The organism is Sphingomonas sp. AP4-R1 (assembly GCF_013113735.1).
Taxonomy (GTDB): Bacteria; Pseudomonadota; Alphaproteobacteria; order Sphingomonadales; family Sphingomonadaceae; genus Sphingomonas_I.
Genome location: NZ_CP053346.1, coordinates 1779689 through 1796726, shown reverse-complemented (window position 1 = coordinate 1796726; position 17038 = coordinate 1779689). Strand labels below are relative to the sequence as shown.

The window sequence follows — 17038 nt, the reverse complement described above, 5'->3', positions numbered from 1 at the left end:
GTTCGGTTCTGACCTATATCTGATTGGCTGGCTGTGGGGGCGTCACTTTCGCCCCCGGCTCGCTCGACATGCGCACCACCATCCTGTCCGGCACGCGCATGTCGAAGCGGACGATCCCCTGCCCCAGCAGCCGCGCCTCGCTGTCCTTGCGGGCGAACAAAGCGAAGGCGTCGCGCGCGGCCTTGTCGCCTTCGGGCAGCATCAGCGTCTCGCCCGACTGGAACCGAACGTCCCAGCGGCGCCCGCCGATCCATGTCGCGCCCTCGATCAAGGGCTTCAGCACCGGCTGGCTGGCGATCAAAGCGGCGAACTCGCCCGCATGGAGATTGGCGTCGGTGCCGATCACGAGCGGCAACTGATCCATCGGCGAGGAGGGATCCACCGGCGCGATCACGCGCCCCTCCCCGTCGATCAGCGAGAGCTTGTAATCATGCTGCCAGACGCCCGCCGGCTTGCGCTCGACGATATCGACGATCAGCGTGTCGGGCAGGCGGCGCGAGACGCGCGCATCCTCCACCCAGGCCAACCCCATCAACGACTGGCGGATGCCCTCCAGATCGACCAGCGGCATGTCCTGCCCACGCGAATCCATCGCCACACGATAGACGGCGTCGCGATCGACATGGGCGCGGCCGTTCACCTCGATCGTGTGGACGACGAAGCCCGCCCGGCCGATCGCATGCGAAAGCGCGAGGCCCACCATCCCCGGCACGCCCATCGCGACCACACCTGCGCCGACGCCGCCCACCAGCAGCAGGCTCAAAGTCCAGTTGCCGAGACTCTTCAGGAAGCCCTCGGGCAGGGGCAAAGCCTTGAACGCGCGGCTGATCATCGCGCCGGCGGCGGACGGCCCCCTGGTGCGCGCCGGCGGCCGCGCGCGCGCGGGCGCCCTCCGCGCCGCGCTGGTCGCGGGCCGGGGGCGCGTGCGCTTGGGGGCCGCCTTCGCGCTCACCGCGCGGCTTTCCTCGCCAGAGCTTCGTCGATGATCGCCTGCACCAGCGTCTCATAGGACATGCCGATCGCGCGCGCCTGCTCGGGAACCAGGCTCAGCGGCGTCATGCCCGGCTGGGTGTTGACCTCCAGCAGATAGAGGCCTGCCTCGCCCAGTTCGTCGTCCCAGCGGAAATCCGAGCGCGAGACGCCCCGGCAGCCGAGCAATCGGTGGGATTCGATCGACATGGCCAGCATCGAGGCCGCGACATCGGCCGGGATGTTCTCGGCCGGGCAGACATGCGTGGTCAGGCCGTCCGTATATTTGGCGTCGTAATCGTACCAGCCGTTCTTCGGGATCAGCTCGGTGATCCCCAAGGCGCGCGGCCCCTCGGCCGTATCCAGTACGGAGACGGTCAGTTCGCGGCCCTTGATGTAGGGCTCGGCCAGCAACGTCCCGAACGTCTGCCACGGCCCGGCCGCGTCGCGCGCGATCGGATTTCCGTAATTGCCCTCGCGCGTCACGATCGCGACGCCGACCGACGAGCCTTCGTTGACCGGCTTGAGCACATAAGGCCGCGCGATCGGATCGCCCTCATAGAGGCTCTCGGACTTGACGATCGTGCCCACCGGCATGCGGATGCCGTGCGGCACCAAAGCCTGCTTGCTCAATTCCTTGTCGATCGCGATGACCGAGGTGGCCAGGCCCGAATGGGTATAAGCCAGCCCCATGATGTCGAGCAGGCCCTGCACGGTGCCGTCCTCGCCGGGCGTGCCGTGCAGCGCGTTGAACACGACATCGGGCGCCGCCTCGGCCAGACGCGCGGCAACATCGCGGTCCATGTCGATCCGCGTCACGCGATGCCCAAGGCTCTCGCACGCCTTGGCGACCCCCTCGCCCGAAACGAGGCTGACCGCCCGCTCGGCCGACCAGCCGCCCATCAGGACTGCGACGTGGAGGATCATTGTGCGCCCTCAGCGAACAAACAGACCTGAGAAGCGCGTACCGCGTCGGAACACCCCTCTTCCCAAGGGAAGAGTCCATCGGCAGCTCCCGGCCAAACGATCTGACACGCCTCCGTCAGATCCTCCCGCGCAACAAATCGCTGAAACCACATCGCTGAATTAAAATATTCCCGCGTAATATTCTCGGGCGGAATGGCACACACCACGCATCGATGCCCTTCGAGCAATCCTTCGATCTCTGCATTGTCGACCAGTTCCAACCCATTCCGACATTGCCGAAGGGTTTCGTTGATCATGAATTGCATCATCTCGGACGGCAGCCCAAAAACGATAACTTCCGGTTGCCCAACGGACTCCAGGAACCCTGTCGAGTAAGCGAATGCCGGGCTATCTGCGTCCGGATCAAACACATACATGATATGGCAACCATGCTCACGCACGTTGGTGACGATCTGCCGCTCATATTCGTCATCGTCGCGCGTCAAGACGCCACCCCCACGCGCTGAATTTCCCACTCCAGCTCCACGCCGCTTGTCGCCTTCACCCTAATACGCACCTCTTCGCCCAGCGCCTCGATATCGGCCGAACTGGCCTTGTCGAGATTGAGCAGGAAGTTCGTATGCTTCTCGGACACCTGCGCGTCGCCCAGCCGCAGGCCGCGACAGCCCGCTTCGTCGATCAATTGCCAGGCCTTGTGCCCGTCCGGATTCTTGAAGGTGGACCCACCCGTGCGGCTGCGGAGCGGCTGGCTCGCCTCACGCTCGGCCGCGATCCGGTCCATCTCGGCGCCGATGTCCTTCGGATCGCCCGGCGTGCCGCGGAACAGCGCCTCCACCACCACGGCGCCTGCCGGCACGGCGGAATGGCGATAGGTGTAGCCGAGCTTTTCGGCCTCCCACCGCTCGACGCTGCCGTCGCGCAGCACCAGGGTCGCCTCGACGAGGATGTCGCTCACGTCGCGCCCATAGGCGCCCGCATTCATCCGCACCGCCCCGCCGACCGTGCCGGGAATGCCGCGCAGGAATTCCATGCCGGCGATGCCCGCGTCGCGCGCGGCGCTCGCCACGGTGATGCCCATCGCCGCGCCGCCCGCACGCACCAGATCGCCGGGCTCGGCCACCACGCGCGCAAAGGCCTTGGGCAGGCGGATCACCACGCCCGGCACGCCGCCGTCGCGCACGATCAGATTCGATCCCACGCCCACCGGCAGCACCGGCACGGACGGATCGAGCGCGGCCAGAAAGCGCGCGAGATCGGCGGTATCGGCCGGACGCACCAGCCATTCGGCCGGCCCGCCCGTGCGGAACCAGATGAAGTCTGCCAGGGAGCCGCGCGCCTCCGCCGTCCCCGCCAGCGCGGGCAAGGCGACCGAAGCGGCGGGCGCGAGCGCACTCACGGCTTGATCGACCATAATTCGAACCAGTTGCGCCACGCCTTGGCACCCGCCTCCATCGCGGAGAGGCCCTGCTTCTGCGCGGTCACCGCATCGCGGCCGGCTTCCATCGCCTTGGTCGCCATCTGGATCTGCAGGCGCTGCACTTCCAGCGCCTGCTCCTGCAGCGCGATGATCGACTTCATCCACTCGGTCATGCTCTCGCACTCCGGATCGCGTCGGCGAGGCCTGCCGCCCACTTGGTGATGTCGCCCGCGCCCAGGCACACGACCATGTCGTCCGCCCGCACCGTATCGGCCAGCGCCTTCGCCAGCGCCTCGGGACCCGCGATCACCTGCGCCGCGCGGTGGCCGCGCTGCTTCAGCCCATCGACCAAAGCCTCGGCATCGACGCCCTCGATCGGCTGCTCGCCCGCCGCATAGACGGGTGCGACATACACCACGTCCGCCTCGTTGAACGCGCTCTGGAAGTCGGTCATCAGATCGCGCAGGCGGGTGAAGCGATGCGGCTGCACCACCGCGATCACGCGCCCGCGCGCGCCCTCGGTCGCCGCCGACAGCACCGCGCGGATCTCCACCGGATGATGGCCATAATCGTCGATGATCGTCACGGCGCCGCCATCCACCGCGACCTCGCCCACCTTGGTGAAGCGCCGCTTCACGCCGCCGAACTTCGAGAAGCCGGTGCGGACTACGTCGTCCGGCACGCCCAGCTCCAGCGCCACGCCGACCGCCGCCAGCGCATTCTGCACATTGTGGCGGCCCGGCATCGGCAGCTCGATATTCTCGATCGAGCGGGTCGATCCGTCACGGCTGCGGATGATCGCCTCGAAGCGGTTGCCGCCGGGAAACGGCGTCACATTCACGCCGCGCACGTCCGCCTGCGCCGAGAAACCGTAGGTGACGACCTTGCGGTCGCGCACGCGCGGGATGATCGCCTGCACCTCGGGGTGATCGATGCACAGCAGGGCCGCGCCGTAGAAAGGCACATTCTCGACGAACTCGACGAAGCAGTCCTTCACCTTGTCGAACGAGCCGTAATGATCGAGATGCTCGGGATCGATGTTGGTCACCACCGCGATCGTGCCGTCCAGCCGCAGGAAGCTGCCGTCGCTCTCGTCGGCCTCCACCACCATCCAGTCGGACGCACCGAGGCGGGCATTGGAGCCATAGCTGTTGATGATGCCGCCGTTGATCACGGTCGGGTCCACGCCGCCCGCATCCAGCAGGGCAGCGATCATCGAGGTCGTGGTCGTCTTGCCGTGCGTGCCCGCCACCGCGACGGTGGATTTCAGACGCATCAGCTCGGCCAGCATCTCCGCGCGGCGCACGACGGGCACGCGCGTCTCCAGCGCCAGCTCCACCTCGGGGTTGCCGCGCTTGATCGCGGTGGAGGTGACGACCACCGCCGCATCGCCCAGATTCTCGGCCTTGTGCCCGATCGCGACGGGGATGCCCTTCGCGCGCAGGCCCTCGACGACATAGCCCTCGGCCACGTCGGAGCCCTGCACCTTATAGCCCAAATTGTGCATCACCTCAGCGATGCCGGACATGCCGATGCCGCCGATCCCGATGAAATGGATCGTGCCGATATCGGTCGCTACACCCTTCAAATCGCATTCCTTCCCAAAGCGGGTCGTCCCATTGCCGGCAGGGCACCCGACGGCGCGCCGAGCCCGCGCACGTCGTCGCCGATCGCATCCATCACCGGAGGCCGCCCGAAGCTCTCCACCAGATCGGCCAGATCCTCGGTCGCGCGCGGCAGCCCGCAGGCCTTGGCCCGGTTCGCCGCCACGATCAACGCCTCCGGATCGCCCAGCAGCGCCTCCATCTGGCGCGCCAGCTCCTTGGGCGTGAACTGGCTCTGCGGGATCATCCGCGCGCCGCCTTCGGACGCCATTTCGCGCGCATTCCAGGTCTGGTGATCGTCCATCGCGCTCGGCAGCGGCACGAGGATGGCCGGGCGCCCCGCCACCGTCAGCTCCGCGATCGTGGAGGCGCCCGCACGCGCGATCACGAGATGCGATCGGTCGAGGATCGCGGGCAGATCCTCCAGATAGGTCGCCAGTTCCGCCGGAATGCCCAGCTCCTGATAGCGCGCGCGTGGCCCCTCTATATCCTCGGGGCGGCATTGCTGGACCACCTGCAGGCGCATCCGGATCGCATCGGGCAGCAGGCCGAGCCCATCCGGCACCACGGTGGACAGGATCGTCGCGCCCTGGCTGCCGCCGGTGACGAGGATGCGGAACGGCCCGTCCTCGTCGATCGCGGGGAAAGGGCGCTCGCCCATCGCCTTTACGATCTCGCGCACCGGATTGCCGATCAGGTGCGTCTTCTTCTTGAAGCGCGGCTTCAGCCGATCGACGACCGGATAGGCGGTCGCGATCGCCGCCACGCGCCCGGCCAGCAGCCGATTGACCCGGCCCAGCACGGCATTCTGCTCGTGGATCACGGTCGGGATGCGATCCTTCATCGCGCCCAGCAGCGCCGGCAGCGAGGGATAGCCGCCGAAGCCGACCACGGCGGTCGGTTGGAAGCCTTCATACAGGCGCCGCGCCATCGCCCGGCCCGCGCGAATACCGGCCCACGCCTTCAGCCAGCCGAGCGGCCCGCCGGCGATGCGTCCTGCGGGCATCACATGCGTCTCGACCCCCTCGAACAAACCGGGGATGCGCGCGCCGCGCTCGTCCGTGATCAGCGCGACATGATGGCCGCGCGCGGTCAGTTCCGCCGCCAGCGCGTGGGCCGGCATCATGTGGCCGCCCGTCCCGCCCGCGGCGAGCACGAAATGACGCTTCACGCTCATCGGCCTGGCCGCTCCGCGCCGCCGACGCCGCTATTCCCCATCCCCGCATTCCACGTCACGATATAGGGCGAGCGCGTCAGATACGGGTTCTTGCGCGTGAAGGCGAGCAGCAGGCCGAAGCCCAGGCTGAGCGCGATCATCGACGATCCGCCGTAGGAGATGAACGGCAGGGTCATGCCCTTCGAAGGCGCGAGGTGAACATTGACCATCATGTTGATCAACGCCTGAAGGCCGAACTGGGTCACCAGCCCGGCGCTCGCGAAGAACAGGAACTCGTCCTCCTCGTGCAGCAGCTTCAGGAACACGCGCATCACGATCGCGAGATAGATCAAGGCGATGGCGAGGCAGGCTATCAGCCCGAATTCCTCGCCGATCACGGAATAGATATAATCGGTGTGCGGCTCGGGCAGGCGGAACTTCATGATCCCCGCCCCCGGCCCCATGCCGACGAGGCCGCCATTGGTGAGCGTGTTGTAGGCGCTCTCCACCTGATAGCTGTCGACCTGCTTGCCCGCCTCGCCGATCTTCAGGAAGCCGTCGATGCGGACGCGCGCGACCGAATAGAACATGTAGGCGCAGCCGAGCGCAGCCACGCCGCCCGCGCCGATCATGCCGAGATATTTGACCGGAAAGCCCGAGAGCGTCAGCAGGCACAGCCACACGCTGGCGAAGATCACCGTCTGGCCCAGATCGGGCTGCTTCATCAGGAAGGCGCCGATCAGCCCCAGATACAGGAACGTCATCGGCACCATCGGCAGCTGCTGGTCCTTCTTGCGCAGCGACAGCATCCACGCGACCGCGACCACGAACATCGGCTTCAGGAATTCGGACGGCTGCACCTGCACCGGCCCGAAGAAGATCCAGCGCTGCGCGCCATTCTTCTCCGCGCCACCGAGGATCGGCACGAGGATCAGCAGCATCGTGAACACCGCCGCGCCCAGGAGGGCCAGGCGACGCGCCAGATCCTTGGGCAGCATCGATGTCGCGATCAGCACCGGCACGGCCAGCGCCGTCCACATCAGCTGGCGCCAGAAATAATAGAGCGTCGGCATCGCATGCGTCGCATCGGAATAACGATGCGCGGCCGCAGGCGCGGCAGCGGCCACCGCGATCAGGCCGATGCCGATCAGCACGGTGACGAGCGCGAGCAGCACGCGATCGATTTCCCAGAACCACACGGCCATCGCCGAGCGATCGCCCCGCCCGAAGCGATCGCCCCGGCGCTTGGGCTGCACGGGCCTGCGCGAGGGAGTCGGCGGCGGATCGAAGACCACGGATGCCATGTTACGCCTCCCCTACCTGACCGAGACCGTTCGGTTCGAGCAGCATCGAGCTTGTCGAGATGCGCCCGTCGAGAACGCCGCCGATAGCGAGGGCCGACTTCTCGACTTCGATCTCGACAAGCTCGATCTGCGCTCGAAACCAACGGGTATGGATCCCGGCACTCACAGCCCCGCCACCGCATCGCGGAAGGCGCGGCCGCGCGCCTCGTAATCCGAAAACTGGTCGAAGCTCGCACAGGCCGGCGACAGCATCACCACCTCGCCCGGCTTCGCATGGGCCGCCGCCGCGCGCACGGCCGCCTCGAGCGTACCGCTCTCCTCGACAGGCTTGCCGGCCTCCTTCAGGATCCGGGCGAACATCGGTCCCGCGTCTCCGATCGTGTAGCCCTTAAGCACATGATCGAAGTGCGGAGCGCAATCGTCCAGATCGTCCGTCTTGGGCACGCCCCCCAGAATCCAGTGGATAAGTGGATAAGCGGCCAGCGCGGGCGCCGTCGCCGTGGCGTTCGTCGCCTTGCTGTCGTTCACGAACAGCACGCCGTCCTTCTCGGCCACGCGCTCCATCCGGTGCGGCAGGCCGGGATAGGTGCGCAGGCCCTGCTCGATCGCCTCCTCCTCCAGCCCGAGGATCCGGCAGGTCGCGACCGCGCAGCGCACGTTCTGGGCATTGTGGGGCCCCTGCAACGCCGGCCAATTGGCCTGATCGCCGATCGCCACCTCGTCGCTCAGCATGAAGCCCAGGCCGTCGGGCGCATCGTCCAGCACCGCATATTCGGCCTCGGACCAGGCATCGACCACCGCCGCATGCCCCTCGCTCTGCATCGCGAACAGCCGCGCCTTGGAGGCGGCATAGCCCTCGAACCCGTCATAGCGATCGAGATGATCGGGCGTGATGTTGGTCAGCACCGCCACGTCGCAGTCGAGCGTGCAGGTCAGGTCGATCTGATAGCTCGACAGCTCCAGCACATAGACGCCACCCTCGGACAGCGGATCGCGCGACAGGATCGGCAGGCCGATATTGCCGCCCATCAACGTCGGGATGCCCGCCGTCTCGAGGATATGGTGGAGCAATGCCGTGGTGGTCGACTTGCCGTTCGTGCCGGTGATGCCGATCACGCGATGCGCGGGAAGATCGCCACGCGCCTGCGCGAACAATTCGATATCGCCGATGATCGGCACGCGCGCCTTGTGGGCATGCGCCACGATCGGATGCCGGTTGAGCGGTACGCCCGGCGAGACGATCACCGCGTCATAACCCGCCAGATCGATCTCCATCGGATCGGCGAACAGAAGCTCCCCCTTCCCTTCAGGGGAGGGGGTCGGGGGGTGGGGCAGCTCATCTGGGCGCTCGTCCTCAAGCGAGGCCCCACCCCAACCCCTCCCCTGAAGGGAAGGGGCTTGAAGAGCATTCCGCTTCGCCTCATCGGCATCCCACGCCGTCACGCGGGCGCCGCTCGCCAGCAGCGCCTCCACCGTCGCCACGCCGGACCGCGCGAGGCCGAGGACCGCATAGCGCTTCCCCGCAAAGGCCGGGCTCGTGATCACCGCAGCTTCAGCGTCGCAAGGCCGGCCAGCGCCAGCACGAAGCTGATGATCCAGAAGCGGATCACCACGGTCGGCTCGCTCCAGCCGAGTTGCTCGAAATGGTGGTGGATCGGCGCCATCTTGAAGATGCGCCGGCCGGTGCGCTTGTAGAAGAACACCTGCAGGATCACGGACACCGTCTCCAGCACGAACAGGCCGCCGACGATCAGCAGCACGATCTCATGGTGACACGTCACGGCGATCGCGCCCAGCGCGCCGCCGAGAGCTAGCGATCCCGTATCGCCCATGAACACCGCCGCCGGCGGCGCGTTGAACCACAGGAAGGCGAGGCCGCCGCCGATGATCGCCGCCGTCAGGATCGTCAGGTCGCCCGCGCCCGGCACGTGCGGGATGCCGAGATAGGTGGCGAACTTGATGTTGCCGACCATGTAGCTGATCACGAAGAAAGCGAGGCTGGCGATCACCACCGGCATCGTCGCGAGGCCGTCGAGCCCGTCCGTCAGGTTCACGGCATTGCCGAAACCCACGATGATGAACGCCGCGAAGAAGATGTAGAGCGGCCCCAGATCGATCACCGGCCCGTTATAGAAGGGCAGATACAGGATCGTGCTGTTGCCGCTGGTGATGATCCAGGCGGCGATGCCGGCGATCACGAACTCCGCCGCCAGCCGCACCTTGCCGGACAGGCCGGCATGGCTGCGCTTGGTCACCTTGTCATAATCGTCGAGGAAGCCGATCAGCCCGAAGCCCCACGTCACGAGCATGCACGCCCAGACGTAGCGGTTGTTCAGGTCCATCCACAGCAGCATCGAGACGGTCACGGTCGTCAGGATCATCAGCCCGCCCATCGTGGGGGTGCCGGCCTTCTTCAGATGCGTCTGCGGCCCGTCCGCGCGGATCGGCTGGCCCTTGCCCTGCTTCACGCGCAGCCAGCCGATGAAGCGCGGCCCGATCAGCAGGCCGAGGAACAGCGCCGTCATCGCCGCCGCGCCCGCGCGGAAGGTGATGTAGCGGATCAGATTCAGGACATGCGGAAAACCGAGCGTCTCCGCGAGCACATACAACATGGTTAAACGGTCCCCGCCAGCGCGTTCACGACACGCGCCAGCCCGACTGAGTTGGATCCCTTGACGAGCACCGCATCGCCGACGTCGATCAGCCCGCGGGCCTGATCCGCCGCGGCGGCGGCGTCGGCCACATGCGCGAATTCGGTCCGGCCCTCAAGCGCCTCCGCGAGCGGGGCCATCTCCGATCCGACCAGAAGCGCGAAATCGACGTTGGCGGCGGCGATCGGATCGGCCAGCGCGGCATGTTCACGCGCCTCGGACGGCCCCAGCTCGCGCATCGATCCCAATATGGCGATGCGACGCTTGGCTTTCTCGGCGCCCAGCACGGCCAGCGTCGCGCGCATCGAGGCCGGATTCGCGTTATAGGCCTCGTCGATCAGCAGTGCCTCGCCTTCGGGCAGCGCGATCGGCAGGCGCCGCCCGCGCCCGGCCAGCCCCGCCATCTCCGCCAGCGCCAGCCCGGCCGCCGGCAGATCGCCGCTCACCGCCTCCACCGCCGCGAGGATCGCCAGCGCGTTCGACACCCAGTGCGCGCCCGGCTGGGAGAGCGTGAAGGTCAGCTCGGCATCGCGCAGCCGCGCCACGATCAGCGTGCCCGCCGCCTGCCCGATCGATTCCCGCGCCCATACGTCGGCCGCCTTGTCGCGCCCGAACGTGACGATGTCGCTGGCGAACGGCCGCGCGGCGGCGATCAGCCGGTCGCGATGCGGGCTGTCATAGGGGATGATCGCGGTGCCGCCCGGCTCCAGCCCCTCGAAAATCTCGGCCTTGGCGTCGGCGATCGCGCTTTCGTCCGCGAAGAAAGCGCCGTGTGCCAGCGCCACCGCCGTCACGATCGCCACGTGCGGGCGGACGAGGCGCGTCAGCTGCGCCAGTTCGCCCGCATGGTTCATCCCCATCTCGAAGATGCCGAATTGGGCCGCGCGCGGCATGCGCGACAGGCTCAGCGGCACGCCGACATGATTGTTGTAGCTCTTCAGGCTGCGATGCGCGCACCCCGGCGCCGAGCGATCGAGCGCGGCGAACAAAGCCTCCTTCACGCTCGTCTTGCCGACCGATCCGGTCACGCCGATCACGCGTCCCAGCATCCGCGCGCGAGAAGCGGCGCCCAGCGCATCCAGCGCCACCGCCGTATCCGCCACGCGGACATGCGGCCCTGCGACCGGCTCGGACACCAGCACCCCGCTTGCGCCCTGCGCCAGCGCCTGGGCCATGAAGCGATGCCCATCGGTCGCCTCGCCCTTCAGCGCGACGAACAGATCGCCGGGGCCCACTTCGCGGCTATCGAACGCGACACCCGAAATGGCGAAATCGCCCGAAGCGACGCCGCCCGTGGCCGCCGCGATCGTGGCGGAGGTCCAGAGGCTCATGACTGTTCCTCCCCATCAAAGATGGGGAGGGGGACCATCCGAAGGATGGTGGAGGGGCGGCGGGCGCAGACCGCCGTCTTCGCGGCGGCCCCTCCACCGGCTTCGCCGGTCCCCCTCCCCATGAAAGCATGGGGAGGAATGGGCGCCCTCACCCCGCGCATTCGCGTGCCACCTGTACGTCATCGAAGGGCAGCACGCGGTCGCCCACGATCTGCCCCTGCTCATGGCCCTTGCCCGCGAGCAGCACGATATCGTCGGGGCCCGCTTCCGCGATGGCCGCGCCGATCGCGCTGCGCCGGTCCCCGATCTCGATCGCGCCCGGCGCACCCGCCAGCACGTCGCGCCGGATCGCCGCCGGATCCTCGCTGCGGGGATTGTCGTCGGTCACGATCACATGATCGCCGAAGCGCGTCGCGATCGCGCCCATCTCCGGGCGCTTGCCCTTGTCGCGATCGCCGCCCGCGCCGAACAGCACGATCAGCCGCTTGGCCGCATGCGGACGCAGCGCCGCGATCGCCGCCTCCAGCCCGTCCGGCGTATGCGCATAATCGACATAGACGGGCGCGCCCGCCTTGCTGATCGCCGCGCGCTCCAGCCGCCCGCGCACCGGCTGCACCCGGCCCAGCGCCGACAGCGTCTCCGTCAGGCTCCCGCCCGTCGCCAGCACCAGCCCGGCCGCCGTCAGCGCGTTGGCCGCCTGATAGGCGCCGATCAGCGGCAGCTTCACCACATGGGTTTCGCCCTCCGCCTCGATCGTCAGTGTCTGGCCGAGCTGCGTCGGCTCGCGCTTGACCAGCTTGAGCGCATTGCCGGCGGCGCCCACGCCCATCACCTTGAGCCCGCGCTCCTGCGCGATCTCGGCGACGCGCGCGGCATAAGGATCGTCCATCCAGATCACCGCCGCCCCGCCCGGCACGATCACTTCCGAGAAAAGCCGCAGCTTCGCCTCGAGATAGGCCTCCATCGTGCCATGATAATCGAGATGGTCGCGGCTGAGATTGGTGAAGGCGCCCGCCTGCACCGGCAGGCCTTCGGTGCGGAACTGGGAAAGGCCGTGGCTGGACGCCTCGAACGCGACATGGCTCACGCCCTCACGCCGCAGCCCCGCCACGTTCGACAGGAAGGTGACGATGTCGGGCGTGGTCAGCCCGGTCGAGACGCTCTCGTCGGAGGTGGTGACGCCCAGCGTGCCGATCGAAGCGGCATGAAAGCCCGCCATCCGCCACAATTGGCGCGCCAGCTCCACGGTCGAGGTCTTGCCGTTGGTGCCCGTGACCGCGACGACCTTGTCCGGGAACGGCGCGAAGAATTTCGCCGCCGCGCGCGCGAAGGCCCGGCGCGGCTCGGCTTCGGAAATGTGGATCGCGCCGTCCACGATCGCCTCGGGCCGCGCGACGATGGCGACGGCCCCGGCGGCGATGGCGGCGGGAATATAATCCTCGCCATTCTGCACGACGCCCCGGAATGCGCCGAACACGGTGCCCGGCGCCACCTTGCGACTGTCGATCGCGAAGCCGGTTACGCGCGCGTCGCCGTCCGGCGATCCGGCGGGCAGCCCCTCGAACAGCTCATTCATACGCATTCTTGCCGGGCACCTTCTTCTCGAGGATCAACGGCATCAGATCGGAGACGTCGATATCCCGGTTGAGCTCAGGCCGCACGCCCAGCAAAGGCCCGACGCGACGAATGACCCTCTTCGCGAGGGGAGCCGTCATCCAGCCCGCCGTCTTGAAGCCATAGGTGCTCTGGATGCCGGGCGCCGCCTTGATCGCCTTGGCATCGTCCATCACCACCACCAGCACATAGCGCGGATCCTCCATCGGGAAGGCGCCCGAAAAGACGGTGATGTTGGCATTCTTCACATAGCGGCCGCCCACCACCTTCTCGGCGGTGCCGGTCTTGCCGCCCACCCGCAGGCCCGGCGCATCGGCATTGGTGCCGGTGCCCTGCAGCACGACCAGTCGCATCAGCTGCCGCATGCGTGCGCTCGTCGCCTCGGAGATGACGCGCCGGGAGGGGACCGCCTCGCCCGGCGGGCGCTTCACCAGCGTCGCCGGGTGGAAGATGCCGCCATTGGCGAGCGCCGCATAGGCCTGCGCCAGATGCAGCGGCGTCACGGCGATGCCGTGGCCGAAGGCGGTGGTCATGATCGTCGATCGCCCCCAGTCGCGCGGCAGGATCGGCGCGCCGCGCTCCCGCAGCTCGATGCCGGTGCGATCGAAGAAGCCCAGCTCCCGGAAAAAGGCCTTGATCCGGTCCTCGCCCACCAGCTCCGCGATCTTCGCGGTGCCGATGTTGGACGAGAAGGTCATCACCTCCGGCGTCGTGATCGCGCGGTGCATCGGCTCGTCGTCATGGATCTGGTGACCGCCGATCTGGATCACGTGGGTCACGTCCCACGTCTGGCTCATGTCGTTCAGCACGCCATGCTCGATCGCATTGGCGAAGGTCAGCATCTTGAAGGTCGATCCCAGCTCGAACGCGGACTGGGTGACCTTGTTGGCCATGTCGACATTGCTATAATGCGCGTGGCTGTTCGGATTGATGTCCGGCAGCGAGGCGAGCGCCATCACCTCGCCCGTATGCACGTCCAGGATCACGCCCGCGCCGCCCGCCGCCGAGGTTTCGGCGATGCGCCGCGCGATCTCGCTCTCCAGCGCCGCCTGCACGCGCGTGTCGATCGAAAGCTGGACCTGCTGGCCCGCCGACAGCTGCTTGTCGAAGAAGCGTTCGACGCCGATGCCGGTCAGCTCTTCCTTGCCCTTCGCATCCGCCACCATCTGCGAATAGCCGAGCAGATGCCCCGCCAGCGCCGCCTGCGGATAGAGCCGCTCGGGCACGCGCAATTCCATGATCGCGGGCTCACCCAGCGCGTGGACGCGCGCGACGAGCGCCGGCACCGCTTCTTCCTTCAGGAAGACGAACTTCTTCTTCGAAAAGAGGATGCGCCGGTAATCGGCCTCGCTCTTTTCGGGGATCAGCAGCGAAAGCTGGTGCGCCAGTTCGTTCTTGTCGCCCAGCACGCTCTGCGGATTGATCGCGATCGACCAGGCCTGAATGGTGGTGGCCAGCGGCACGCCGTTGCGATCGATGATGTCCGCCCGCGCGCTGGCGGGCGCCGCGACGCGCGCTTCCTCGCCATTGCCGAAGATGGCGAACTGCGTGAGCCGCAGCGCCACCGCCAGCGTGACGAGCATGAACAGCATCATCACCACCATCAGGCGGAAATGCGATTGCTGGAGGCCGCCGGGCGCGCCCGCGGGTTCGGGCGCGCGAAACAGCGGCCGATGCACGGTGTCGGTGGGGATCGAAGCCGGGGCGTTCACCGATCGGCCGAAGCGCGGGAGGCCTTGGCACCCTTCTTCTCGGCGGCGATCAGTTTGCCGAGATCGGTCGGCAGCAGGCTCGCCGTCACCGTCGCGGGCTTGAGCGGCGCCTTTTCGGGCGCGGCCTTGGCCTTCGCGGCGACCACGGCCGGCTTCCTGGCCGGCTCGTCGGCAGCCTTGGCAGGCTTCTTCGCTGCGGCGTCCGCCACCTTGGCGGGCGCCACCGTCGATTTCGCCGCAGCGGTCGATGCCTTGGCCACCGGAGTCACCGGCCTGGGCGGCGCGATCTTCACGGGCTTCGCATCCTCCGCCGGCGCGTCGGCATCCAGATCCAGCGAGAAGGGCTTCGTCCGGATCATGCTCGCCTTGACGATGCCGGTTTCGGGCGCGTCCATCGCGGCCGGCTTGGAGCGGACGAAGGTGGCCGGGCGCAGCATCGGCTGGTGCACCGCCGGAGCCGCCTCCGCCGACACGGGCGTCGGCGCGGCCGTCGCGGCGGGCGCCGCGTCAGGCTGATAGGCCACGGTCCGCACCGCGCCCTTCGTCGCCATCACGTCCTGATCCAGCGGCAGTCCCTTGCCGCCCGCCAGGCTCGCCAGCTGCACCTCGTCCGCCACGAACTGGCCCGGCGCCGGCGCCTGCAGCGCGAGCACTTCCGTATTCCAGCGTTCGATCTGGCCCATGCGCCCGCGCGCCGCGATCTCGGTGTTCAGGCGGCGAATGTCGCTGCTGGTCGACGCGATCTCGCGATCGACCCGCGCCAGCGACGCGCGCTCGGCCGCGACCGACTGCGAGGCGAGATAGCAACACAGGGCCGCACCGGCGCAGCACGCGACCCAACCGATCGAGCGAAAACGCTGCGCGATCATGACAAACGACCTTTCGAGGCCCAGGCACTGGCCGCCGTGCGCCGGGCGACGCGCAGGGTGGCGGAACGCGAACGAGGATTGCGGGCCAGCTCGGCCTCGCCGGCCTTCACCGGCTTGGCGACCGCCTCGAAGCTGGGGGCATGCTCGGCGGCGATGGTCGGCAGATGGCGCGATCCGGCGGGCGTCGCGCCCGAGCGCTCCTTGAGGAAGCGCTTCACGATGCGATCCTCGAGCGAATGGAACGAGACGATGGCGAGCCGGCCGCCCGGCTTCAGCACGCGCTCGGCGGCGGCGAGCCCGTCTTCCAGTTCCTCCAGCTCGCGATTGAGGTGGATGCGGATCGCCTGGAAGGTCCGCGTCGCGGGATCCTTCTTGTCATGCTCGCGATAGCCGAGCGCCTTGCGGACCACGCCCGCCAGCTGCGCGGTCGTCTCGATCGGGCGTGCCGCCACGATCGCGCGCGCCACGCGGCGCGACTGGCGCTCCTCGCCCAGAGTGAACAGCACGTCGGCGATGCCCGCCTCGTCCGTCTCGTTCACGAAGTCGGCGGCGGACATGCCCGCCTGCTCCATCCGCATGTCGAGCGGACCGTCGGCCTGGAACGAAAAGCCGCGCTCGGCCCGATCCAGCTGCATCGAGGAGACGCCGATATCCAGCGTCACCCCGTCCACTTCCTCCAGCCCCAGCGCCGCCAGCGCGCTTTGCATCTCGGAAAAGCGCTCGGGCACCAGCGTCAGCGCACCGGCGGCCTCGGCCACCAGCGGCTGGCCTTCGGAGATCGCATCGGGATCGCGATCGAACGCGATCACGCGCGCACCGGAGGCGAGCAGGGCGCGCGTATAGCCGCCCGCGCCGAACGTGCCGTCGACATGCGTCTCGCCGCGCGCGGGCGCGAGGCCGGCAATGACCTCCTCGATCAGGACCGGCGCGTGGCGCGGATCGTGGGCTGCGGCGCTCATGCGCGCTGACCCAGATAATAATCGATCATGCGGACGAGCATGGGATCGTCCGACAGCGCCTCGCGCGCCTTCAGCGGGTTCCAGATCTCGAAATAGGTGTCGACGCCCAGGAACAAGGCCGTGTCGCCAATCCCCGCCTCGCTGCGCAGCCACGGCGGCAGCACCATGCGGCCCGCCGCATCGTAGGAAACCGGCATCAGAGTGGAGACTTCGGAGCGCTTGGCCCGCGTCAGTGCTTCGCGCCGCTCGCGCGCCGGCAGGTCCGCCACGCCTTCGGTGATTTCCTCCATCAGCTGGCGCGTGCCGACCGCGTCATAGGCGCGCAGCCGATCGCCCGTGGAGTGCATGCCGATCATGAGTTCGGTGGCGCGGAGTTCGTCGCCCGCAATGCCGTAGGTCCGGACCCGCAGGTCGACAGTGGACCGGAACGAGGACGGCACAGACACCCTTCCCTTCGCGTCGACCGCGTTCAGCGCATGGCTGAGAAAGGCATGTTCAATCTGCACCGAGGCCCCTGTCCGAGCG

At 68.1% G+C, this 17038-nt stretch carries 17 protein-coding genes; all 17 read right to left on the bottom strand.

Annotation, left to right across the window (positions count from 1 at the left end; all coding sequences use genetic code 11):
* Nucleotides 1-13: 13 nt before the first annotated feature.
* The 17 genes from HL653_RS08560 to HL653_RS08480 all read right to left on the bottom strand — a co-directional run bounded on the left by HL653_RS08560 (nt 14) and on the right by HL653_RS08480 (nt 17019).
* Entirely contained in the window at nt 14-952 is a 939-nt protein-coding gene (locus HL653_RS08560; RefSeq protein ID WP_171744148.1) for a cell division protein FtsQ/DivIB, read from the bottom strand.
* The gene (locus HL653_RS08555) at nt 949-1896 is read right to left on the bottom strand and encodes a D-alanine--D-alanine ligase (protein ID WP_171744147.1); all 948 of its coding nucleotides are present in this window, start codon (nt 1894-1896) and stop codon (nt 949-951) included. Before HL653_RS08555 ends, HL653_RS08560 begins: the two co-directional genes overlap by 4 nt.
* Nucleotides 1893-2381 (bottom strand): DUF4262 domain-containing protein, encoded by a 489-nt coding sequence (locus HL653_RS08550; RefSeq protein WP_171744146.1) that lies wholly within the window; start codon nt 2379-2381, stop codon nt 1893-1895. Before HL653_RS08550 ends, HL653_RS08555 begins: the two co-directional genes overlap by 4 nt.
* On the bottom strand, nt 2378-3307 hold the full coding sequence (murB, locus tag HL653_RS08545) for a UDP-N-acetylmuramate dehydrogenase (RefSeq protein ID WP_171744145.1): 930 nt from the start codon (nt 3305-3307) through the stop codon (nt 2378-2380). Before murB ends, HL653_RS08550 begins: the two co-directional genes overlap by 4 nt.
* Nucleotides 3289-3486 (bottom strand): hypothetical protein, encoded by a 198-nt coding sequence (locus HL653_RS08540; protein WP_253717733.1) that lies wholly within the window; start codon nt 3484-3486, stop codon nt 3289-3291. Before HL653_RS08540 ends, murB begins: the two co-directional genes overlap by 19 nt.
* Nucleotides 3483-4901, bottom strand: a complete 1419-nt coding sequence (murC, locus tag HL653_RS08535; protein ID WP_171744144.1) for a UDP-N-acetylmuramate--L-alanine ligase — start codon at nt 4899-4901, stop codon at nt 3483-3485. Before murC ends, HL653_RS08540 begins: the two co-directional genes overlap by 4 nt.
* Nucleotides 4898-6094 carry an undecaprenyldiphospho-muramoylpentapeptide beta-N-acetylglucosaminyltransferase gene (murG, locus tag HL653_RS08530; RefSeq protein WP_171744143.1) on the bottom strand — a complete coding sequence of 399 codons (1197 nt, stop codon included), beginning with the start codon at nt 6092-6094 and terminating at the stop codon, nt 4898-4900. The genes murC and murG overlap by 4 nt, the downstream gene beginning before the upstream one ends.
* Nucleotides 6091-7377 (bottom strand): putative peptidoglycan glycosyltransferase FtsW, encoded by a 1287-nt coding sequence (locus HL653_RS08525; protein WP_171744142.1) that lies wholly within the window; start codon nt 7375-7377, stop codon nt 6091-6093. Before HL653_RS08525 ends, murG begins: the two co-directional genes overlap by 4 nt.
* 1 nt (nt 7378) lies before the next feature.
* Nucleotides 7379-7543: a hypothetical protein gene (locus HL653_RS08520; protein ID WP_171744141.1), complete on the bottom strand. Its 165-nt coding sequence runs from the start codon at nt 7541-7543 to the stop codon at nt 7379-7381.
* Nucleotides 7540-8922 carry a UDP-N-acetylmuramoyl-L-alanine--D-glutamate ligase gene (gene murD / locus HL653_RS08515; RefSeq protein ID WP_171744140.1) on the bottom strand — a complete coding sequence of 461 codons (1383 nt, stop codon included), beginning with the start codon at nt 8920-8922 and terminating at the stop codon, nt 7540-7542. The genes HL653_RS08520 and murD overlap by 4 nt, the downstream gene beginning before the upstream one ends.
* On the bottom strand, nt 8919-9989 hold the full coding sequence (mraY, locus tag HL653_RS08510; protein ID WP_171744139.1) for a phospho-N-acetylmuramoyl-pentapeptide-transferase: 1071 nt from the start codon (nt 9987-9989) through the stop codon (nt 8919-8921). Before mraY ends, murD begins: the two co-directional genes overlap by 4 nt.
* Before the next feature lie 2 nt (nt 9990-9991).
* Nucleotides 9992-11359: a UDP-N-acetylmuramoyl-tripeptide--D-alanyl-D-alanine ligase gene (gene murF / locus HL653_RS08505; protein ID WP_171744138.1), complete on the bottom strand. Its 1368-nt coding sequence runs from the start codon at nt 11357-11359 to the stop codon at nt 9992-9994.
* Between the two features lie 148 nt (nt 11360-11507).
* Nucleotides 11508-12941 (bottom strand): UDP-N-acetylmuramoyl-L-alanyl-D-glutamate--2,6-diaminopimelate ligase, encoded by a 1434-nt coding sequence (locus tag HL653_RS08500; RefSeq protein ID WP_171744137.1) that lies wholly within the window; start codon nt 12939-12941, stop codon nt 11508-11510.
* The gene (locus HL653_RS08495) at nt 12928-14685 is read right to left on the bottom strand and encodes a penicillin-binding protein 2 (protein ID WP_253717731.1); all 1758 of its coding nucleotides are present in this window, start codon (nt 14683-14685) and stop codon (nt 12928-12930) included. The genes HL653_RS08500 and HL653_RS08495 overlap by 14 nt, the downstream gene beginning before the upstream one ends.
* Complete coding sequence (locus HL653_RS08490; protein WP_171744136.1) at nt 14682-15554, bottom strand: hypothetical protein; 873 nt, start codon at nt 15552-15554, stop codon at nt 14682-14684. The genes HL653_RS08495 and HL653_RS08490 overlap by 4 nt, the downstream gene beginning before the upstream one ends.
* Nucleotides 15551-16513, bottom strand: a complete 963-nt coding sequence (rsmH, locus tag HL653_RS08485; RefSeq protein ID WP_171744135.1) for a 16S rRNA (cytosine(1402)-N(4))-methyltransferase RsmH — start codon at nt 16511-16513, stop codon at nt 15551-15553. The genes HL653_RS08490 and rsmH overlap by 4 nt, the downstream gene beginning before the upstream one ends.
* Entirely contained in the window at nt 16510-17019 is a 510-nt protein-coding gene (locus HL653_RS08480; protein ID WP_171744134.1) for a division/cell wall cluster transcriptional repressor MraZ, read from the bottom strand. The genes rsmH and HL653_RS08480 overlap by 4 nt, the downstream gene beginning before the upstream one ends.
* Nucleotides 17020-17038: the final 19 nt, after the last annotated feature.

Excerpts from the sequence above, each read along its gene's own strand:
- HL653_RS08500 (WP_171744137.1), bottom strand. The coding sequence starts at position 12,941 with ATGCGTATGAATGAGCTGTTCGAGGGGCTGCCCGCCGGATCGCCGGAC.
- HL653_RS08555 (WP_171744147.1), bottom strand. The coding sequence starts at position 1,896 with ATGATCCTCCACGTCGCAGTCCTGATGGGCGGCTGGTCGGCCGAGCGG.
- murB (WP_171744145.1), bottom strand. The coding sequence starts at position 3,307 with ATGGTCGATCAAGCCGTGAGTGCGCTCGCGCCCGCCGCTTCGGTCGCC.
- rsmH (WP_171744135.1), bottom strand. The coding sequence starts at position 16,513 with ATGAGCGCCGCAGCCCACGATCCGCGCCACGCGCCGGTCCTGATCGAG.
- mraY (WP_171744139.1), bottom strand. The coding sequence starts at position 9,989 with ATGTTGTATGTGCTCGCGGAGACGCTCGGTTTTCCGCATGTCCTGAAT.
- HL653_RS08525 (WP_171744142.1), bottom strand. The coding sequence starts at position 7,377 with ATGGCATCCGTGGTCTTCGATCCGCCGCCGACTCCCTCGCGCAGGCCC.
- murF (WP_171744138.1), bottom strand. The coding sequence starts at position 11,359 with ATGAGCCTCTGGACCTCCGCCACGATCGCGGCGGCCACGGGCGGCGTC.
- HL653_RS08490 (WP_171744136.1), bottom strand. The coding sequence starts at position 15,554 with ATGATCGCGCAGCGTTTTCGCTCGATCGGTTGGGTCGCGTGCTGCGCC.
- HL653_RS08540 (WP_253717733.1), bottom strand. The coding sequence starts at position 3,486 with ATGACCGAGTGGATGAAGTCGATCATCGCGCTGCAGGAGCAGGCGCTG.
- murG (WP_171744143.1), bottom strand. The coding sequence starts at position 6,094 with ATGAGCGTGAAGCGTCATTTCGTGCTCGCCGCGGGCGGGACGGGCGGC.